The organism is Streptomyces sp. NPDC031111, assembly GCF_055570675.1.
The window spans coordinates 266,275-284,838 of the sequence record NZ_JBVIGS010000011.1 but is presented as its reverse complement, the minus strand read 5'-3'; the positions used below and the strand labels follow the sequence as shown (position 1 = coordinate 284,838).

The 18,564-nt window shown below is 71.8% G+C and carries 17 protein-coding genes and 1 riboswitch; of the genes, 10 read left to right on the top strand and 7 right to left on the bottom strand.

Annotated features, from left to right (window positions below; genetic code table 11):
* Nucleotides 1-70 precede the first annotated feature (70 nt).
* The 5 genes from qcrC (at nt 71) to ACZ470_RS23865 (ending at nt 6,454) form a co-directional block, all read left to right on the top strand.
* Entirely contained in the window at nt 71-883 is an 813-nt protein-coding gene (gene qcrC / locus ACZ470_RS23885; RefSeq protein ID WP_468430174.1) for a cytochrome bc1 complex diheme cytochrome c subunit, read from the top strand.
* The gene (qcrA, locus tag ACZ470_RS23880; RefSeq protein WP_468430172.1) at nt 880-1,938 is read left to right on the top strand and encodes a cytochrome bc1 complex Rieske iron-sulfur subunit; all 1,059 of its coding nucleotides are present in this window, start codon (nt 880-882) and stop codon (nt 1,936-1,938) included. Before qcrC ends, qcrA begins: the two co-directional genes overlap by 4 nt.
* Complete coding sequence (gene qcrB / locus ACZ470_RS23875) at nt 1,935-3,572, top strand: cytochrome bc1 complex cytochrome b subunit (protein WP_468430170.1); 1,638 nt, start codon at nt 1,935-1,937, stop codon at nt 3,570-3,572. The genes qcrA and qcrB overlap by 4 nt, the downstream gene beginning before the upstream one ends.
* 146 nt (nt 3,573-3,718) lie before the next feature.
* Nucleotides 3,719-4,783: an anthranilate phosphoribosyltransferase gene (gene trpD / locus ACZ470_RS23870; RefSeq protein WP_468430169.1), complete on the top strand. Its 1,065-nt coding sequence runs from the start codon at nt 3,719-3,721 to the stop codon at nt 4,781-4,783.
* Between the two features lie 76 nt (nt 4,784-4,859).
* Nucleotides 4,860-4,976: riboswitch (SAM riboswitch) on the top strand.
* A gap of 164 nt (nt 4,977-5,140) precedes the next feature.
* The gene (locus tag ACZ470_RS23865; RefSeq protein ID WP_468430167.1) at nt 5,141-6,454 is read left to right on the top strand and encodes an aminotransferase class V-fold PLP-dependent enzyme; all 1,314 of its coding nucleotides are present in this window, start codon (nt 5,141-5,143) and stop codon (nt 6,452-6,454) included.
* Between the two features lie 192 nt (nt 6,455-6,646).
* On the opposite strand, the gene ACZ470_RS23860 is transcribed toward ACZ470_RS23865, so the two are convergent.
* From ACZ470_RS23860 to ACZ470_RS23830, 7 genes are all read right to left on the bottom strand, one after another.
* On the bottom strand, nt 6,647-7,813 hold the full coding sequence (locus tag ACZ470_RS23860; RefSeq protein WP_468430165.1) for a glycerate kinase: 1,167 nt from the start codon (nt 7,811-7,813) through the stop codon (nt 6,647-6,649).
* Between the two features lie 11 nt (nt 7,814-7,824).
* On the bottom strand, nt 7,825-9,240 hold the full coding sequence (locus ACZ470_RS23855) for an SLC13 family permease (protein WP_468430163.1): 1,416 nt from the start codon (nt 9,238-9,240) through the stop codon (nt 7,825-7,827).
* Nucleotides 9,241-9,317: 77 nt separating this feature from the next.
* Nucleotides 9,318-9,980: a response regulator transcription factor gene (locus ACZ470_RS23850; protein WP_468430161.1), complete on the bottom strand. Its 663-nt coding sequence runs from the start codon at nt 9,978-9,980 to the stop codon at nt 9,318-9,320.
* Complete coding sequence (locus ACZ470_RS23845; RefSeq protein WP_468430159.1) at nt 9,977-11,464, bottom strand: sensor histidine kinase; 1,488 nt, start codon at nt 11,462-11,464, stop codon at nt 9,977-9,979. The genes ACZ470_RS23850 and ACZ470_RS23845 overlap by 4 nt, the downstream gene beginning before the upstream one ends.
* The gene (locus tag ACZ470_RS23840) at nt 11,409-11,705 is read right to left on the bottom strand and encodes a small secreted hydrophilic protein (RefSeq protein ID WP_468430157.1); all 297 of its coding nucleotides are present in this window, start codon (nt 11,703-11,705) and stop codon (nt 11,409-11,411) included. Before ACZ470_RS23840 ends, ACZ470_RS23845 begins: the two co-directional genes overlap by 56 nt.
* 219 nt (nt 11,706-11,924) lie before the next feature.
* Nucleotides 11,925-12,206: an Lrp/AsnC family transcriptional regulator gene (locus tag ACZ470_RS23835; protein WP_468430156.1), complete on the bottom strand. Its 282-nt coding sequence runs from the start codon at nt 12,204-12,206 to the stop codon at nt 11,925-11,927.
* Complete coding sequence (locus ACZ470_RS23830; RefSeq protein WP_468430154.1) at nt 12,203-12,949, bottom strand: rhomboid family intramembrane serine protease; 747 nt, start codon at nt 12,947-12,949, stop codon at nt 12,203-12,205. Before ACZ470_RS23830 ends, ACZ470_RS23835 begins: the two co-directional genes overlap by 4 nt.
* Nucleotides 12,950-13,103: 154 nt before the next feature.
* On the opposite strand from ACZ470_RS23830, the gene ACZ470_RS23825 reads away from it, so the two are divergent.
* The 5 genes from ACZ470_RS23825 (at nt 13,104) to ACZ470_RS23805 (ending at nt 18,455) form a co-directional block, all read left to right on the top strand.
* Nucleotides 13,104-13,343 carry a hypothetical protein gene (locus ACZ470_RS23825; RefSeq protein WP_073936621.1) on the top strand — a complete coding sequence of 80 codons (240 nt, stop codon included), beginning with the start codon at nt 13,104-13,106 and terminating at the stop codon, nt 13,341-13,343.
* Between the two features lie 67 nt (nt 13,344-13,410).
* The gene (locus ACZ470_RS23820) at nt 13,411-14,754 is read left to right on the top strand and encodes an NYN domain-containing protein (protein ID WP_468430152.1); all 1,344 of its coding nucleotides are present in this window, start codon (nt 13,411-13,413) and stop codon (nt 14,752-14,754) included.
* 232 nt (nt 14,755-14,986) lie between these two features.
* Nucleotides 14,987-16,027, top strand: a complete 1,041-nt coding sequence (locus ACZ470_RS23815) for a C40 family peptidase (RefSeq protein WP_468430150.1) — start codon at nt 14,987-14,989, stop codon at nt 16,025-16,027.
* A gap of 187 nt (nt 16,028-16,214) precedes the next feature.
* Nucleotides 16,215-17,228 carry a C40 family peptidase gene (locus ACZ470_RS23810; RefSeq protein WP_468430148.1) on the top strand — a complete coding sequence of 338 codons (1,014 nt, stop codon included), beginning with the start codon at nt 16,215-16,217 and terminating at the stop codon, nt 17,226-17,228.
* A 33-nt stretch (nt 17,229-17,261) separates the two neighbouring features.
* On the top strand, nt 17,262-18,455 hold the full coding sequence (locus ACZ470_RS23805) for a hypothetical protein (RefSeq protein ID WP_468430146.1): 1,194 nt from the start codon (nt 17,262-17,264) through the stop codon (nt 18,453-18,455).
* Nucleotides 18,456-18,564: the final 109 nt, after the last annotated feature.

Genomic DNA, 18,564 nt, shown 5'->3' with positions numbered 1-18,564 from the left:
TCCGCGCGCGCTCCTCCGAGCGCACCAACCAGAAGCATCGACGCAGAAGATCCTGACACCGGGGTAATCCGTGAAAAAGCTCTCCGCACGACGACGCCATCCGCTGGCGGCGCTCGTCGTCCTACTCCTCGCGCTGGCATGCACCGGGGGGCTGTACGCCGTGTTCGCACCCGCGGACAAGGCGCAGGCCGACGAAACCGCCCAGTCCCTCACCATCGAGGAGGGCAAGAAGCTCTACTCGGTGGGCTGCGCCAGCTGCCACGGCACCGGCGGTCAGGGCACGTCCGACGGCCCGAGCCTGGTGGGCGTGGGCGCCGCGGCCGTGGACTTCCAGGTGAGCACCGGCCGTATGCCGGCCGCCACCTCGCAGGGCGCGCAGGTCCCCCGCAAGAAGGCCGTCTACACCCAGGCCGAGATCGACCAGCTGGCGGCGTACATCGCCTCCCTGGGCGCCGGCCCGGCCGTCCCCACCGCGGAGCAGTACGGCCCCGAGGGCGCCGACATCGCCAAGGGCGGTGAACTGTTCCGCAACAACTGCGCCCAGTGCCACAACTTCACCGGCAAGGGCGGTGCGCTCACGCACGGCAAGTACGCCCCGACCCTTGAGGACGTCGCCCCCAAGCACATCTACGAGGCCATGCTCACCGGCCCGCAGAACATGCCCTCCTTCCCCGACAGCACGCTGTCGGAGCAGAACAAGAAGGACATCATCGCGTACCTGCACGCGGTCAACGGCGAAGAGACCGAGAGCCCCGGCGGCCTCGAGCTGGGCGGCCTCGGCCCGGTCTCGGAGGGTCTGTTCGCGTGGGTCTTCGGACTGGGCGCGCTGATCGCGGTCGCCGTCTGGGTCGCCGCTCGGACCGCAAAGGCCAAGAAGTCATGAGTAGCCAAGACATTCCCGAAGAGAACCTGCCCGCAGCGCAGGACACCGCCCTCGGCGCCGTGAAGCCGGCGGACGAGAAGAACCCGTTCGCCGACCCGGGCCTGCCGCCCCACGAGCACCGGATCCAGGACATCGACGAGCGGGCCGCCAAGCGGTCCGAGCGCACGGTCGCCCTGCTGTTCGTGCTGTCGATGCTGGCCACCGTCGGCTTCATCGCCGCGTACGTGACGATCCCGGTCGACCAGTCGGTCTACATCTTCCCGATCGGTCACATCAGCGCGCTGAACTTCGCGCTGGGCATGACCCTCGGTGTCGCCCTGTTCGCCATCGGCGCCGGCGCGGTCCACTGGGCCCGCACGCTGATGTCGGACAACGAGATCGCCGACGAGCGTCACCCGATCGAGGCCTCCCCGGAGGTCCGGGCGAAGGTCATGGACGACTTCCGCCAGGGCGCCAAGGAGTCGGTGCTCGGCCGGCGCAAGCTGATCCGCAACACGATGTTCGGCGCGCTCGCCCTGTTCCCGCTCTCCGGCGTGGTGCTGCTGCGCGACCTCGGGCCGCTGCCCGGGACCAAGCTGCGCCACACGCTGTGGTCCAAGGGCAAGCTGCTCGTCAACATGAACACCAACGAGCCGCTGCGGCCGTCCGACCTCATCGTGGGCTCGCTGACCTTCGCCAAGCCCGAGGGCCTGGAGGAGCACGACCACGGTTTCCAGACGGAGATCGCCAAGGCCGCCCTGATGCTGGTCCGTATCCAGCCGGACGACATCAAGGACAAGCGCTCGCTCGAGTGGTCGCACGAGGGCATCCTGGCGTACTCGAAGATCTGCACCCACGTCGGTTGCCCGATCTCCCTGTACGAGCAGCAGACGCACCACGCCCTGTGCCCCTGCCACCAGTCCACCTTCGACCTTTCCGACGGGGCCAAGGTCATCTTCGGTCCCGCCGGTCACGCCCTGCCGCAGTTGCGCATCGGCGTGAACGACGAGGGCTACCTCGAAGCGCTCGGCGACTTCGACGAGCCCGTCGGTCCTGCCTTCTGGGAGCGCGGATGAGTACGACAACGACCCCCGAGTCCCGCTCGCGCGGGAAGGCACCGGCCGGCGAACGCGTCGCCGACTGGGCGGACGGCCGGCTGGGGATCTACTCCCTGGCCAAGGCCAACATGCGGAAGATCTTCCCCGACCACTGGTCGTTCATGCTGGGTGAGGTCTGCCTCTACAGCTTCCTCATCATCATCCTCACGGGTGTGTACCTGACGCTGTTCTTCCACCCGTCGATGAACGAGGTGGAGTACCACGGCAGCTACGTCCCGCTCCAGGGCCAGCTGATGAGTGAGGCCTACAAGTCGACGCTGGACATCAGCTTCGACGTCCGCGGTGGTCTGCTCATCCGGCAGATCCACCACTGGGCCGCGCTGGTCTTCCTGGCCGGCATGTTCGTGCACATGATGCGCGTGTTCTTCACCGGCGCGTTCCGCAAGCCGCGTGAGATCAACTGGCTGTTCGGCTTCCTGCTGTTCGTCCTGGGCATGTTCACCGGCTTCACCGGTTACTCGCTCCCGGACGACCTGCTCTCCGGCACCGGTATCCGCTTCATGGAGGGCGCGATCCTGTCCGTGCCGATCGTGGGCACGTACATCTCGTTCTTCCTGTTCGGCGGCGAGTTCCCCGGCGACGACTTCGTGGCCAGGTTCTTCTCGATCCACGTCCTGCTGCTGCCGGGCATCATGCTCGGCCTCGTGGTGGCGCACCTGATCCTGGTCTTCTACCACAAGCACACGCAGTTCGCGGGTCCCGGCAAGACCAACAAGAACGTCGTCGGCATGCCGCTGCTGCCGGTGTACATGGCCAAGGCCGGAGGCTTCTTCTTCCTGGTCTTCGGTGTGCTCGCGGCCATCTCGGCGATCGCCACGATCAACCCGATCTGGGCCCTGGGCCCGTACCGGCCGGACATGGTCTCCACCGGCGCCCAGCCCGACTGGTACATGGGCTTCTCCGAGGGCCTGATCCGTGTGATGCCGGGCTGGGAGATCAACTTCTGGGGTCACACGCTCGTCCTGGGCGTGTTCGTCCCGCTGATCATCTTCCCGCTGGTCCTGGTGTCGATCGCGGTGTACCCGTTCATCGAGTCCTGGGTCACCGGCGACAAGCGCGAGCACCACATCCTGGACCGCCCGCGCAACGCCCCGACGCGCACCGCCTTCGGCGTCGCCTGGATCACGTGGTACTTCGTGCTCCTCGTCGGTGGTGGCAACGACCTGTGGGCCACGCACTTCCACCTGTCGATCAACGCCATCACCTGGTTCGTGCGGATCGCGTTCTTCGTGGCGCCGGTCCTGGCGTTCATCGTCACCAAGCGGATCTGCCTCGGCCTCCAGCGCCGCGACAAGGACAAGGTGCTGCACGGCCGTGAGTCGGGCATCATCAAGCGCCTGCCGCACGGTGAGTTCATCGAGGTCCACGAGCCGCTCAGCCAGGAGCAGCTGCACACCCTCACCGCGCACGAGCAGTACAAGCCGGTCGAGATCGGCCCGACGGTCGACGAGAACGGCGTCCGCCGCAAGGTGAAGGCGACGGAGAAGCTGCGCGCCAAGCTGAGCAAGGGCTACTACGGCGAGGAATCCCAGATCCCGAAGCCGACCGTCGAGGAGTACAAGGAGATCACGAGCGGCCACGGCCACCACTGATCATCCGCCTCAGTCGCCACACGACGGCGAAGGGCCCCCGTCCGTTCTGCGGACGGGGGCCCTTCGCCGTCCCCGGAGCTGGATAGGGTGGTGCCCGGGACCTTTCCGGGCTCCCCACGACCCTTCTACGACCATCAGGAGCGGCTATGAGCGCTGTGACCCCCGCTGGAGGCGACACCGCGGCGGGCCGCTCCTGGCCCGCCCTGCTGAACGGACTGCTGGACGGCCGGGACCTGTCCGCCGACGACACCGCCTGGGCGATGGACCTGATCATGCGGGGCGAGGCGACCGACGCGCAGATCGCCGGGTTCGCGGTGTCCCTGCGGGCCAAGGGCGAGACCGTCGAGGAGATCACCGGCTGCGTACGGGCGCTGTACGACCACGCCAACGTGATCGAGGTTCCGGGCGCCACGGTCGACATCGTCGGTACCGGCGGGGACGGCGCCAAGACGGTGAACATCTCCACGATGTCCTCGATCGTGGTGGCCGGCACCGGCGCGAAGGTCGTCAAGCACGGCAACCGGGCAGCGTCCTCCGCGTCCGGCGCCTCCGATGTCCTGGAGAAGCTCGGCGTCAATCTGGAGCTGACACCGAAGCGGGTGGCCGAGGTCGCCGAGGAGGCCGGGATCACCTTCTGCTTCGCGGTGAAGTTCCACCCGGCGCTGCGCCATGTGGCCGCCGCGCGGGGCCAGCTGGGCATCCGCACGGTGTTCAACTTCCTCGGTCCGCTGGCCAACCCGGCGCGGGTCAAGGCGCAGGCGGTGGGAGTCGCCGACCCCCGTATGGCACCGATCATGGCGGGCGTCTTCGCCGAACGCGGCAACTCCACGCTGGTGTTCCGCGGCGACGACGGCCTGGACGAGCTGACGACCACCGCCACCTCCCGGGTGTGGGTGGTCCGCGACGGCAAGGTCGACGAGGAGACCTTCGACCCGCGTGACGTCGGCATCGACCTGGTGCCCGTTGAGGCCCTGCGCGGCGCCGACGCCTCCTACAACGCCGAGGTCGCCCGCCGGCTGCTGGACGGCGAGCAGGGCCCCGTACGGGACGCGGTGCTGCTGAACTCGGCGGCGGCGCTGGTCGCCCTGGAGCCGGGCTCGGGCCCCCTCACCGAGCGGATCCGCGCCGGGATGGCGAAGGCGGCCGAGGCGATCGACTCGGGTGCCGCCAAGCGCGTCCTGGACCGCTGGGTGGCCGTCACCAACGCGTAGCGACCCGACGATGTGATGTCCCGCGATCCGGACACGGGTTGCGGGACATCGATCACCTCACGTACGTTCCTTCTCAGGTCATGAGTGACAGCCATCAGGCCCCGGCCGGCTGTCCGGCAACCCTCCGTCCGTGGCGGGGTGCCCCGGGTGAAGACCAGGCCGTGAGCAGCAAGGCTCACGGCAAGCGCGGACCCCTCGCACACCAGGGGTCCTGGTCGTCGAGGAGCCTTCCGTGAGCAAGCGAATGCGCTAGGGCCTGCTGAGCCCCACCTCCGCATACCCCCTTCCTTCTTCTTTCCGCGCTTGAGCGATGTGCGCTCGCGCGGGAATTCCGCCTGCCTCACCGGGAGTTCCGTCATGTCCGTAGCCACCGTCTCAGCTGTCGCCGCCGTCTCCGCCGACCCGTCCGTCCCTGCCCCGCTGCCGGTTCTGGGCCGGGACGTCACCGTCCCGCTCGTCACCGGTGGCGAGGTCACCTACGCCGCCCTCGACTACGCGGCCAGCGCCCCCGCCCTCCAGCGGGTCTGGGACGACGTGGCCGCGTACGCGCCCTACTACGGCAGTGTCCACCGGGGTGCCGGATACCTCTCCCAGCTCTCCACCGACCTGTTCGAGAACGCCCGCCGGACCGTCGCCGAGTTCCTCGACTGCCGCACCGGTGACCAGGTGGTCTTCACCCGGTCCACCACCGACTCCCTCAACCTGCTCGCCGCCGCGCTCCCCGAAGGCTGCGAGGTGTTCGTCTTCGAGACCGAGCACCACGCCTCGCTGCTGCCCTGGCGCGAGGCGCGCGTCACCTACCTCGACGCCCCGAGCAGCCCCCGGCAGGCCGTGGAGAACCTGGAGCGCGCCCTCGCCGACCGCACCCCCCACGGCCCCGCCCTGGTGTGCGTCACCGGCGCCTCCAACGTCACCGGCGAGCTGTGGCCCGTACGGGAACTGGCCGCCGCCGCGCAGGCCCACGGCGCCCGGATCGTGCTGGACGCCGCCCAGCTCGCCCCGCACCACCCGGTGAGCGTGCGGGACCTCGACGTCGACTGGGTCGCCTTCTCCGGGCACAAGCTGTACGCCCCCTTCGGCTCCGGCGTGCTGGCCGGCCGCGCCGACTGGCTCGGGCAGGCCGAGCCGTACCTCGCCGGCGGCGGCGCCAGCCGTGCGGTCACCCGGCGCACGGACGGGGGAGTGGACGTGGAGTGGCAGGACGGTGCCGCCCGTCACGAGGCCGGCTCGCCCAACGTCATCGGCGCCCACGCCATCGCGTCGGCCTGCAAGGCGCTCACCGAGGCCGGGTTCGAGTCGCTGCTCGCCCGCGAGGAGCACCTGATCCGCGTGGTGCGCGAAGGGCTCGCGGACGTGCCCGAGGTCCGCTTCCTGTCCCTGTTCGGGGACGACGCCCCGCGGGTCGGTGTGCTCTCCTTCGTCGTCGAGGGCTGGAACAGCTCCCACTTCGCCGCGGCGCTGTCCGCCGAGTACGGGATCGGGGTACGGGACGGGCTGTTCTGCGCGCACCCGCTGGTGCGCAGGCTGCTCGGCACGGGCGGTGAGTGCGGTGCGCCCGGGGCGGCCAACGCGGTCCGGGTCAGCTTCGGCGCGGGCACGCCCGACGAGCACGTGGAGCGGTTCGTACGGGCGGTACGTGAGCTGGTACGGGACGGCGCTCGCCGCGACTGACGTTTGTCGCCCCGGCCGCCCCTTCCCATTCCCGTCCCTGGGGCTGCGCCCCCAGACCCCCTTTCGGCCCTTCGGGCCTCGTCCTCAAACGCCGGACGGGCTGAAATTCAGCCCCTCCGGCGTTTGAGGAGCGGGGGTCCGGGGGCAGCGCCCCCGGGGGACGGGAATGGGAAGGGGCGGCGGGGGCGAAATCTAGTTCCTGGCGGGCACCGGTGGCAGACGGGTGCCCAAAACGATCATGCGCAGCGCGCGTTCCGTCGCGTCGGTGAGGAGCTCCGCGCCTCGAACCAGCGCCTCCGCGAGAGCCATCGGCGCAGGCAGGATGCCATGGAAGGCATCCACCCCCGGCACCTCCCCCGCCCCTTCCCCCAGCGTCCCCGCCAACGCCAGCACCGGCCGCCCGGACAGCTTCGCTCGGCGCGCCACCTCCGCCGGCACCTTCCCGCGCGGCGTCTGGTGGTCCAGCGCCCCCTCCGCGGTGACGACGAGATCCGCGCGGGCCAGCCGCGCGTCCAGGCCGAGGTGGTCCAGCAGCACGGGGAAGCGGGGCAGGAGCGCCCCGCCCACGGCGGCGAGCCCGGCGCCGAGCCCCCCGGAGGCGCCCGTGCCGCGCCCGAGGCGCAGATCCGTGCCGGTGACGGCGAGATCGCGGGTCAGGACCCGCGCCCAGTTCTCCAGTCCCGCCGACAACTCCTCGACCTGCCGCGGGGTCGCCCCCTTCTGCGGGCCGAACACCCGGGCCACGCCCCGCTCCCCGCACAGCACGTTGTAGGGGTTGCAGGCGACGAGGAGCTCCACGGTGTCGAGCCGGGGATCGAGACCGGTCGGGTCGATGCGCGCCAGCCGGATCAACTCGCGGCCGCCCGGCGGGAGTTCCAGCCCGTCCGCGTCCAGCAGCCGGGCGCCGAGCGCCTGGAGGGCGCCCGCGCCGCCGTCGGAGGTGCCCGAGTCGCCGCAGCCCACCAGGACGCGCCGGACGCCCTGGTCGAGCGCGGCCCGGATCAGTTCACCGACGCCGTACGTGGTGGTGGCGCCCGGGTCGCGCCGGGTGCGGGGGACGAGGGAGAGGCCCGCGACCGCCGCCATCTCCACCACCGCCGTGTCCCGGGAGCCGAGCAGCGCGAAGTGGGTGCCGACGGGCTCGCCGACCGGGCCGGTGGCGGCCAGCGCGACCAGCCGGCCACCGGTCGCCTCGGCCAGCGCCGAGGCGGTGCCCTCACCGCCGTCGACCAGCGGGATCCGGTCGATCTCGGCATCCGGCAGGACCCGGCGGACACCCGCCGCGATGGCGTCGGCGGCGGCCTGGGCGGACAGTGACTCCTTGAAGCCGCTGGGGGCTACGACGACACGGTTCAGCATGAGGGAACTCCTTAGCGGGTCACGGGGACGCCGAGCAGCGGCCACACCGCGACGGCGAACAGCAGGACCAGGGCGGCGGTGAGCGGGGCCAGCACGGCGGACAGCCGCAGCAGGTCACGGGGGGTGTAGGTGGGGGTGCCGGGTATCTCCGCGAAGAGCGTGACCGGCTTCGCGGAGGCCGGGAGCGTGTGGCAGAAGCCGGCGGCGGCCGTGGAGGCGAGCGCCGCGGCGACCGGGTTCACCCCGGCGCCCACGGCCGCCGCGACCACCAGCGGGACCAGCACGGACGAACGGGCCGAGCGGGACTGAAGGATCAGATGGGCCGCCGTACTGACGGCGATCACGACCGCGAGGAACATCACCGGGGTGACCCCCGCCGGCAGCCCGCCGACCAGCCACTTCGCCGCACCGGACTCCGCGAGGGCCACGCCCATCGCCATCGTCGCCGCCATGAACAGCAGCAGTGACCAGGGCACCGTCTTCAGCGCGTCCTTCAGCCGCACGGTGCCGAGCGCCGGCGAGCTGGCGACGACCGCGCCGATCAACGCGACCATCGCGGGGGAGACCCGGTGCAGCGGCTCGCTGCACCACAGGGCGACCACCGTGGCCAGCAGCAGCGCGCAGCGCTTCTCGGCCTGGTTCCAGGGGCCGGTGACCGGGCGGTCGCTGTGCCGCTGGATCTCCTCGGCCGTGATGCGCACGGGACCCTTGCGGTCCGCGCGCCGGGTGGTGGTCAACAGGACGGCCTCGGCGGCGAGATGGGAGGAGGCCACGGCCAGCGGCAGCCCGAGCAGCAGCCATTCGGTGAAGCCGACCCGCTCCCCGGTGGCCTCCCACAGCACCGACACGGTGATCAGATGCGCGCCCGCGCCGATCAGGGTCGCCACCGCCGACAGAAGGATCACGGTCGGGAACAGCAGCGCCAGCATCACGACCAGTCGTTTCCGGTCGGCGAGTGCCTTGGCGAGGGCGAGGAACACCGGCAGGGCGAGCGCCGCCCGGCCGGAGGTGGCGGGCACCGCGAACGCCGTGACGACCAGCGCGGCCGTCGTCAGGTGCGTCAACTGCCGTACCGTACGGGCCCCGCCCACCAGGAAGGCGGCGGCCCGCCCCGCGAGCCCGGTCCTGCCCACCGCGGCCGCCAGCACGAACGCGCAGATCAGCAGCCACACCGTGGAGTCGCCGAGAGTGCCGAACAGGGTGTCGCTGCTGATCACCCCGGTCACCGTCAGCGCGAGTCCGGCGCCCAGCGCGATGTACGTGTCGTCGACGGGCGTTCCGACCCAGGCGCAGGTCGCCAGCGCGAACACGGCGAGGGTGAGGCGCGCGTCCCCGCCGAGGCCGGGGAAGTTGCCGGGGACCGCGAGCAGCGCGCACAGCGACAGGGCCACGCACAGGGCCACGGTCAAACGGGGATTCAATGTCACGTCACCGACGATTCACCCGGGCGGTGAGCCGTCGATGAGCCGAAGATGAAGGGAACTTCACCCGGCCGCGGGAGCCGTCACGCGGGAAGGCGGTAGCCCATCCCCCGGACCGTCTCCACCCTGTCGGCGCCGAGCTTCTTGCGCAGCGCCCGCACGTAGACGTCCACGATGTTGGAGCCCGGGTCGAAGTCGTAGCCCCACACATGGGACAGGATCTGCTCGCGGGAGAGTACCTGCCCGGGATGCCTCAGGAACAGCTCCAGGAGCACGAATTCACGGGCCGTCAGATCGACGGTGCGTTCCCCGGAGCGGGCGCGGCGGGTGCGCAGGTCGAGGCTGAGCGGGCCCGACTTCAGCACCGTCACCTCCGGCGCGCGGGCCGCCGTACGCAGCCGCAGCCGTACCCGGGCGAGCAGTTCCTCGAAGCGGAACGGCTTGGTCATCCAGTCGTCGGCGCCGCCCTCCAGGCCGGCCACCGTGTCCCGTACCGAGTCCCGCGCGGTCAGCACGATCACCGGGGTCGTCACCCGTGACTCGCGCAGCTCGCGCAGGACCGTGAAGCCGTCCCGGCCGGGCAGCCCGATGTCCAGGACGATCAGATCGAACCCGCCGGTCAGCGCGTACTCGTAACCGGCCTCGCCGTCGGGGACCGCGGTGGTGGTGAAGCCGTTGGCGCGCAGCCCCTTCTCCACGAAGGAGGCGATGCGTTCCTCGTCCTCGACGATCAGAATCCGGTTCACTTGCGTGCCTCTTCCAGGGTGAGTACGAAGGTGGCGCCGCCGCCCTCGGTGTCGCGCAGGCCGACCCGGCCGCCGTGCCCCTCGGCGATCGCCTTGACGATGGACAGGCCGAGCCCGGCGCCCGAACCGCGCGCCCCGCGCCGGGAGGTGCCGCGCCGGAAGCGCTCGAAGATCAGCTCCCGGTCCTGCGGCCGGACCCCCGGGCCGGAGTCGGCGACGTACAGCTCGATCCGGGAGCCCTCGGCACGCGAGCCGATGCGGATGGTCTGGCCGGCGCCGGTGTGCTGCACCGCGTTCTGCGCCAGCTGCACCATCGCCTGGGTGATCCGCTGCGGGTCCAGCTCCGCCTCCCGGTCGGCTATGTCGGTGAGCTGCCAGTCCCGCTCGCCGAGCGTGCGGGCCTTGACGTAGACGTCGGCGGTGAGTTCGGCGAGCTGGACCGGTTCCGGGGTGACGAAGTCGGGGCGTTCGGCCTTGGCGAGCAGCAGCAGGTCCTCCACGATGCGGCTCATCCGGTCCAGCTCGTCGGTCACTAGGCGGACGGTCTCCTCGCGTTCGGCCGGGTCGTCGCCCATCAGCTCCAGATGGCCGCGCACGATGGTGATCGGGGTGCGCAGCTCGTGCCCGGCGTCGTCGACGAACTGCCGCTGGGCGGCGAACGCCCGCTCCAGGCGGTCGAGCATCGCGTTGAACGTCTCGGCGAGGGCCGCGATGTCGTCGTGCCCGCGCACCGGGATACGGCGGGTGAGGTCCTGCTCGGTGAGCTGCGCGGCGGCGGTGCGCACCAGGCGTACGGGCTGAAGGATCCGTCCGGCGACCGCCCAGCCGATGCCGGTGGTCAGCAGCAGCGCGACCCCGGAGATGGCGAGCAGCACCCGGAACACCTCGTCCACCCGGGCCACTTCGCGCTCGGGATGGAAGGCGACGACGAACGCCGCCGCCGGGTCGCCGCCGCCGTGCCTGGCCACGGCCACCTTGGCCCAGCGGATCTCGCCCTCGGGCCGGTGCAGCACCCCGGAGGCGTCGGGCGACTCGAAGATGCGGCGCTGGGCGTCGCGGTCCCGGTGCAGTGGCAGGGCGACGGGCAGGTCGCGGGGCTGGGTGAGCTGAGCAGGTCCGCCGCTCGCGCGGGCCACCAGGCCGATCAGCTCCTCGTCCGGGTCGGCGTACTGCCGCTCCAGGAAGACGCGCAGCAGCCGGTCCGGGTCGGTGAAGGGCCGGCCCGTCTCCGGATCGAAGCCGCGCTCCTCGAAGTTGGCGAACTCACCGGCCTCCTGGGCGAGCAGCCCGCTGATCCGGTGGTCGACGTCGCGCAGCAGGAAGGAGCGGGTGGTCATGGCGACCGAGGCGAGCGCGACCGCCATGACGAACAGCAGCCAGAGCAGGATGCGGACCCGGGCGGAGATCCGTCGGCGGGGCGCGTCGGCCTCAGTCGTCCCCGCCGGGGCCGTCGTCGGGGGAGTCCGTGCCTCCGTCGTCGTCATCGTCATCACCCGTGGAGCTGTCGGTCACCGGGGGCCGGGAGACGACCTCGTCGCTCGGTGCCGGTTCGGGCCGCGTGGAGGGGGCCGTGGGTGTCGGAGTGGGTGAGCCGCTGTCCAGTTCGACCTGCGGCGGCACCTTGGGCGGTTCGGGGCTGTCGGCGAGCGCGAAACTGGTCGCGGCGACGCCCAGCGGGATCAGCACGACGGCCGCGAGGGCCGCCATCCGGCGAGTGAAGACCATGCCCCGATCCTGCGCACCACACCGAAGCCCCCGGATGAGCCCCGGATGAAGAACTCTTCATCCGGCGACACAATCCAACGCCTCCGGCACAACCCAGCCCTTCCGGCACAACCCAGCCCCTCCGGCGTTTGAGGAGCGGGGTCCGGGGCGGAGCCCCGGGGACGGGACGGGAAGGGGCGGCGGGGGCGAAAAAATGCCTGAGACGCCCCCGCCCGGCACCTAACTGTCCAGCCCGATGGCGAACGCCGCCTCCAGATCGTGCTGCGAGTACGTACGGAACGCCACATGCGTATCCGTCCCCTCCACCCCCGCGATCTTGCTGATCCGCCCGGGAATGACCTCCGCCAGATCCTCGTGCTCCCGCACCCGCACCATGGCGATCAGGTCGTACGTCCCGGTCACGGAGAACACCTCACTGACACTGTCCAGCGCGGCGATCTGTTCCGCGATCTCGGGAATCCGGTCCACGCTGGTCTTGATGAGGACGATCGCGGTGATCACGGCTGGTTCTCTCCCTCGGGGGCCGGAGCAGGGGTGGCCTTCACTGTAGTCGCCCCGCCGAAGCCCCCGCCGAAACGCACCCACGCGTAGCCGAGGCCCAGCCCGAAGCCGATCAGGTGCGCCAGATACGCCACCCCCGGCCCCTCGGCCGCCCGCCCCGCCGCCGCCCACTGCAACGCCGCCCAGAACGGCAGCACCACCCACGCCGGCAGCCGCACCGGCAGGAAGAACAGGAACGGCAGGAGACTGGTCACCCGGGCCCGGGGGAACAGGAGCAGGAACGCGCCGAGCACCGCCGAGATCGCTCCGGAGGCACCGACCAGGGACCGCTCGGAGCCCGCGTTGGCGGCGGCGTACCCCAGCAGCGCGAGGTAGCCGCAGCCCACGTAGCACAGGGTGAACCGCACCCGTCCCATCCGTGCCTCGGCCATCGCCCCGAAGACGTGGAGGAACAGCATGTTGCCGAGCAGATGCACCCAGCTGCCGTGCACGAACAGCGCCGTGGCGGGGGTGAGCACGGCCTCGGGGGATCCTTCGAACAGGTCTGCGGGGATCACGCCCCAGCGCCGGAAATAGGCCCTTTGCTCGGCGAGCAGCTCCGCCCCGGACCCATGGGCCGGATTCAGGCCCGAGGCCGGTCCGATCAGGAAAACCAGGCAGCACAGCACGACGAGGGTGTGGGTCACCGGCGCGGAGGTGCCCCGGAACGCCCCGGCGGCCGCCGCGCTCCAGCTACGGATCATTGACAGAGCATGACGTAACCGGACGCAACCGCACAGACCGCCTCGCCGCCGTGGACGGGCGGGCGGCGGGGACCCGCCAGGCCGTAGGGTTACGAGCCACACGCCCCGGTGAGCCGGTGCGTCACGGACACTGGAAGGAAGGCGAACAGCCACGATGACGGTTCCTCTGCCGACCGCCTCGACGCGGTGGCGCTGCACCCTCTGCGGCAACCTGACCCGCTTCGACGTGACCCGCTCGTCGAAGGTCGTCGAGTACGTCCACCTCGATCTGGCCGGAGAGCCCAAGGTCGAGGAGCGCGAGGTGCTCGATGAGACGATCGAGTCGGTGCGGTGCCGCTGGTGCAACGCCGTGGACCAGGTGGAACTCGTGGACAGGCCGGGTGCCGGCTCCTGAGCGGGAGCAGGCCCCGCTGACGGCGACCCCGCGCACGGGGTCGCACACAGGCATTGGGGTGTGACGGATGGTGGAGACCACGGGCGGGGGGCCGCAGGACGGCGCCGCCGAGGTGCTCGACCGTCCGCTGCCCGACGGAGTGCGCCGCCGGGTCGTCCAGATCGTCGCCGACGGCTTCGGCGGGCTGACGGTCGCCGAGCTGCCCGCCCAGCTGCGGCAGTACGCGCGCTTCGCCCCGAACCGGCGCGCCAAGTTCGCCGGCAACGCCATGGCCGCGGCGCTGGAGACCGATCCGCTGTTCCGGCAGCGCATCGGGGAACGGCTCAGAGAGGCCCAGCCGGAACTGACCGGCGCCCTCGACTCGGGCTCCCCGCCCCCGGCCGCGGACCCGCTCGACGTGGCGGCCGCGGCCTATGTGCTCCGCCAGCCCGGCTGGGTGAAGCTGGTGACCGCCGCCGGCGAGGAGGCCCAGCGTGCCGACGCCGAGCGCGCCGACGAGGAGACCCGGGCCGAGCTGGAGCGGCTGCGCGCCGAACTCGCCCGGGCCCGCGAGCACACCAAGTCCGAGACCGAGCGGCTGCGCGCCGAGCTGGAAGCGGCGAAGAAGGAGTCCGATTCGCTGCACCGCAAGCTGCGCTCCGCCCTCAGCGACGTCAAGCGCGGCGAGGCCGCCCTGCGCAAGCTGCGGGGCGAGATGGAGTCCGTGCGTGCCGAGGGGCACGCCCAGGTGTCCGCCGCCGAGAGCGAGAGCCGTCGCCTCAAGGCCCGGCTGGGGGAGACCGAGGCCGCGCTGGAGGCCGCCCGCCGCGCCGCCCGGGAGGGCCGCAGCGTGGAGGACATGCGGGTCCGGCTGCTGCTCGACACCGTGCTGGACGCCGCCCAGGGGCTCCGGCGGGAGCTGGCGCTGCCCCCGGTGTCCGTCCGGCCCGCCGAGACCGTGGACGCCGTCGAGCCCGGACGCATGACCCCGAAGGACATCGCCGCCCGCGCGCTGTCCGAGCACGACCCGGCCATCCTCGACCAGCTGCTGGCGCTGCCGCAGGCGCACCTCGTCGTCGACGGCTACAACGTCACCAAGACCGGCTATCCCCAGATGCCCCTGGAGAAGCAGCGGCTGCGGCTCCTGGGCCAGCTCGCCCAGCTCGCCGCCCAGACCGGCGCCGAGGTGACCTGCGTCTTCGACGGCGCCGAACTGGCCGCCCCGGTCCTGCTCGCGCCGCCGCGCGGGGTCCGGGTGCTGTTCTCCAAGCCGGGCGTCACCGCCGACGAGCTGATCCGTCAGCTCGTGCGCGCCGAGCCGCCGGGGCGGCCCGTCATCGTCGCCTCCACCGACCGCGAGGTCGCCGACGGGGTCGCGCGCGCCGGCGCACGCCCGGTCGCATCGGCGGTGCTCCTCAAAAGGCTTACCTGACACATCATTCGCATCCGTCCCCCGTGCAACGTACGGGGATCTATGCCCGAATTGACGGAACCGTCACGCAACGTAGCGTCAAGCGGGCGTCACTGCAGGTGAGTTGCGACCAAATAAACCCGCTGTAACGGAGATTTCGTGTCCAGGGATTTGAACTGATCACAAGAGAATCACTAGGGTCTCCCTTCGAACCCGCGCTCGCGCGATCACTCTCGAGAAGGAGCTCGTCTCCGTGGCGTCCCACCGTCGTCCCAAGCAGCCGAGCCGTGCACGCGTCACCGTGCTCACCACCGCTGCCGCCGCTGCCGTCGTCATGAGCTCGCAGGCCGCCAACGCCGCGCCGAGCGAGAAGCCGAGCAAGGACGAGGTCAAGGCCAAGGTCGACAAGCTCTACGAGCAGGCGGAGCAGGCCACCGAGAAGTACAACGGGGCCAAGGAGAAGCAGGAGAAGCTCCAGAAGGAGATCTCCACCATCCAGGACAACGTCGCCAAGGGTCAGCAGGAGCTCAACGAGCTGCGCGACGGCCTCGGTTCGATGGCCAGCGCCCAGTACCGCAGCGGCGGCATCGACCCCTCCGTCCAGCTGTTCCTCTCCGCCGACCCGGACGACTACCTCGACAAGGCGTCCACCCTCGACCAGTTGAGCACCCAGCAGGTCGACGCGCTGAAGAAGATCCAGGAGAAGCAGCGCGAACTCGCCCAGCAGCGCTCCGAGGCGTCCGAGAAGCTCAAGGACCTCTCCGCCACCCGCACCGAACTGGGCAAGAAGAAGAAGGAAGTCCAGGGCAAGCTCGCCTCCGCGCAGAAGCTGCTCAACAGCCTCACCGCCGCGGAGAAGCAGGCGCTCGCCGACGAGCAGAACCGCGCCACCCGCGCCAGCGAGCGCGACGCGCTCTCGGTCAACGTCCCGGCCGGCTCCGGACGCGCCGCCGCCGCCTTCGCCGCCGCGCAGAGCAAGCTCGGCAGCCCCTACGTCTACGGCGCCACCGGCCCGTCCTCCTACGACTGCTCGGGCCTGACCCAGTGGGCGTACGCCCAGGCCGGCGTCGGCATCCCGCGCACCTCCGAGTCGCAGACCGGCGCGGGCACCAAGATCTACTCGGTGAGCCAGCTCAAGGTCGGCGACCTGGTCTTCTTCTTCAACGACCTGCACCACGTGGGCCTCTACGCGGGCAACGGCCAGATCATCCACGCCCCGCGCACCGGCACCGTCGTGCGCTACGAGTCGATGAACACCATCGGCGGCCCGTTCATGTTCGGCGTCCGCGTCTGACCCGTCCCGCGTGCCGCCGAACGGGGGATTCACACCCCCGTCGATCTTCCCGACGCCCCGCCTCCGACGCAGGTCACAGGCGGGGCGTCACTGTGTGCGGTCGCCTCGGCCATGGGTCCCCCGGCCGTCGTGACGGCTACTGTCTGCCGCGTTTCCCTGTCCGCCAGCGGAAGGAGCGCGGCTTCCCGTGGGGTCCCATCGCCGTACCGCACCGTCGTCCGGATCCGACCGGGGCGCCGTCGTCGCCCTCGGTCTGCTGTCCGCGGCGGCCACCACCTTCGCCGCCGTACCGGCCGCGGCCACGCCGTACGACGACACCCGGGCCGAGGTGGAGCGCCTGTACCGGGAGGCCGAGAAGGCGACCGAGGCGTACAACGAGGCCGACGAGCGCGCCGACGGACTGCGCCGCGAGATCGCCACCGCGCAGGACGGCATCGCCCGGCGGCAGCAGCGCGTCAACACCATGCGGGAGTCACTGGGGTCGCTCGCCGTCGCCCAGTACCGCTCCGGAGGCCTGGACCCCTCCCTCGCCCTGCTGCTCTCCGCCGACCCGGAGGACTATCTGGAACGGGCCTCCGTCCTCGACCGGATCACCGTCCACCAGGCCGGTGAGCTGAGGAGGCTCCGGGGCGCCCTGCGCTCCCTCGCCCAGGACCGCGCGGAGGCGGCGGGCAAACTCGGTGCGCTGGAGAAGAGCCGCAAGGCCGCCGCCGCCCACAAGCGGACCGTCGAGAGCAAACTCGCCGAGGCCCGCCGCCTGCTCAACTCCCTCCCGGCCGGTGATCGTGCCGCCTGGGACCGCGCCACCCGCTCCGCCCGCGCGGACCTGCTCGGCCCGGCCGGCGCGCCCGCCTCGGGCCGCGCCGCCGCCGCGGTCGCCGCCGCCCGCTCCGCCCTCGGCAAGCCCTACGTCTGGGGCGCCAACGGCCCCGGCGGCTTCGACTGCTCGGGACTGACCCAGTGGTCGTACGGCCAGGCCGGGGTCGCGCTGCCGCGCACCTCGCAGGCCCAGCGGTACGCAGGGCGGCAGGTCCCGCTCTCCGAGGCGCGCCCCGGCGATCTGGTCGTCTACCGCTCCGACGCCAGCCACGTCGGGATGTACATGGGCAACGGCCAGGTGATCCACGCGCCCTACCCCGGCGCCCCCGTGCGCTACGACCCGGTCGGGATGATGCCGGTGTCGTCGGTCACCAGGGTCTGACCGCACCGGCCCGGCGCCCGTACCCTCGGAAAGGTGGCTGGTCGAAGGCGGGTGTCGGGGGCGTCGGTGGTGGCGGCGCTGTGTCTGCTGCTCGTCTCCCTGGTCGGGTGCGGCGGGGGACCGGCCGTCGACGCCGCCCGCGCGGAGGTGCAGTCGCTCCTCGACCGGCGCGCGGAGGCGGTCCTCGACCACGACGCCGCCGCCTACGCCGGCACCGGCACCCGGTCGGGCTTCGACAACCTGCGCGCGGTACCGCTCGCGGACTGGTCCTACCGCCTCACCTCCTTCGACCGCACCGGTGACACGGCCACCGCCTCCGCCGACCTGAGCTACCGCGTCGAGGGCCACGACCGGTCCCCGGTCGTCACCGCCCGCTCACTGAGCCTGAGCCGGGACGGGGACGGCCGGTGGTCCGTCGACTCCGACCGGCCCGCGGAGAAGTCCGGCCAGCAGCTCTGGGACCAGGGCACCGCCCGCGCCGTCCGGGGCGAGCGGAGCCTGGTGCTGGGTGTCGGGCAGCCCGACGCGAAGCTGCGCGACTACGCGGAGCTGGCCGACCGCGCGGTCCCCGAGGTGTCCGACGCGTGGGGCACGGAATGGTCCCGGCGCGTGGTCGTCCTCGTCCCGGAGACCCTGGACGGCATGGCGGGCCTGCTGGGCTCGCCCGCCTCCTCCTACCGGGGGATCGCGGCGGTCACCACCGGCGCGACCGGCACGGACGGACGCGCCCCTGCGGACCGGGTCATCGTCAACCCGGACGCCTTCGGACTGCTCGGCGACTCGGGCCGGCAGGTCGTGCTCACCCATGAGACCACCCATGTCGCCACCCGCGCCCACACCTCCGCCGCGACCCCGCTGTGGCTGTCGGAGGGTTTCGCCGACTGGGTCGGCTACCGCGGCGGCGACCGCACCCCCGGCGAGGCGGCGCCGGAGCTCGCCTACGCGGTGGGCCGGGGCGAGGTGCCCGCCGGGCTGCCGGACGACGCGGACTTCGGCTTCTCCGGCGACGCGGACCGCCTCGCCCGCGCCTACGAGAGCGGCTGGCTGGCCTGCCGCCTCATCGCCGAACGCTGGGGTGAGGACCGCCTCAGGGAGTTCTACCGCACCGTGGGCGCCCACAAGGACCGCGAGGGCGCGGTGGAAAACGCGATGCACGACGTCCTCAACACCACCCCGGAGGACTTCACCACCGACTGGCAGACCTACATAAGGACCACCCTGACCTGAACGCACGTCTCCCGCGGGCAGTCGTGCCGCTGGGGCGGCACGGGTGGGCGCGACGGCACCCCGCAAGCGCCGGGCCGCGCGACCCACCCCCGACCCGCACCAACGCGGG

Bases quoted from the DNA above. Each gene is read 5' to 3' on its own strand.
- qcrA (WP_468430172.1), top strand. From the start codon at position 880: ATGAGTAGCCAAGACATTCCCGAAGAGAACCTGCCCGCAGCGCAGGAC.
- qcrB (WP_468430170.1), top strand. From the start codon at position 1,935: ATGAGTACGACAACGACCCCCGAGTCCCGCTCGCGCGGGAAGGCACCG.
- trpD (WP_468430169.1), top strand. From the start codon at position 3,719: ATGAGCGCTGTGACCCCCGCTGGAGGCGACACCGCGGCGGGCCGCTCC.
- ACZ470_RS23865 (WP_468430167.1), top strand. From the start codon at position 5,141: ATGTCCGTAGCCACCGTCTCAGCTGTCGCCGCCGTCTCCGCCGACCCG.
- ACZ470_RS23860 (WP_468430165.1), bottom strand. From the start codon at position 7,813: ATGCTGAACCGTGTCGTCGTAGCCCCCAGCGGCTTCAAGGAGTCACTG.
- ACZ470_RS23845 (WP_468430159.1), bottom strand. From the start codon at position 11,464: ATGACGACGACGGAGGCACGGACTCCCCCGACGACGGCCCCGGCGGGG.
- ACZ470_RS23840 (WP_468430157.1), bottom strand. From the start codon at position 11,705: ATGGTCTTCACTCGCCGGATGGCGGCCCTCGCGGCCGTCGTGCTGATC.
- ACZ470_RS23830 (WP_468430154.1), bottom strand. From the start codon at position 12,949: ATGATCCGTAGCTGGAGCGCGGCGGCCGCCGGGGCGTTCCGGGGCACC.
- ACZ470_RS23825 (WP_073936621.1), top strand. From the start codon at position 13,104: ATGACGGTTCCTCTGCCGACCGCCTCGACGCGGTGGCGCTGCACCCTC.
- ACZ470_RS23820 (WP_468430152.1), top strand. From the start codon at position 13,411: ATGGTGGAGACCACGGGCGGGGGGCCGCAGGACGGCGCCGCCGAGGTG.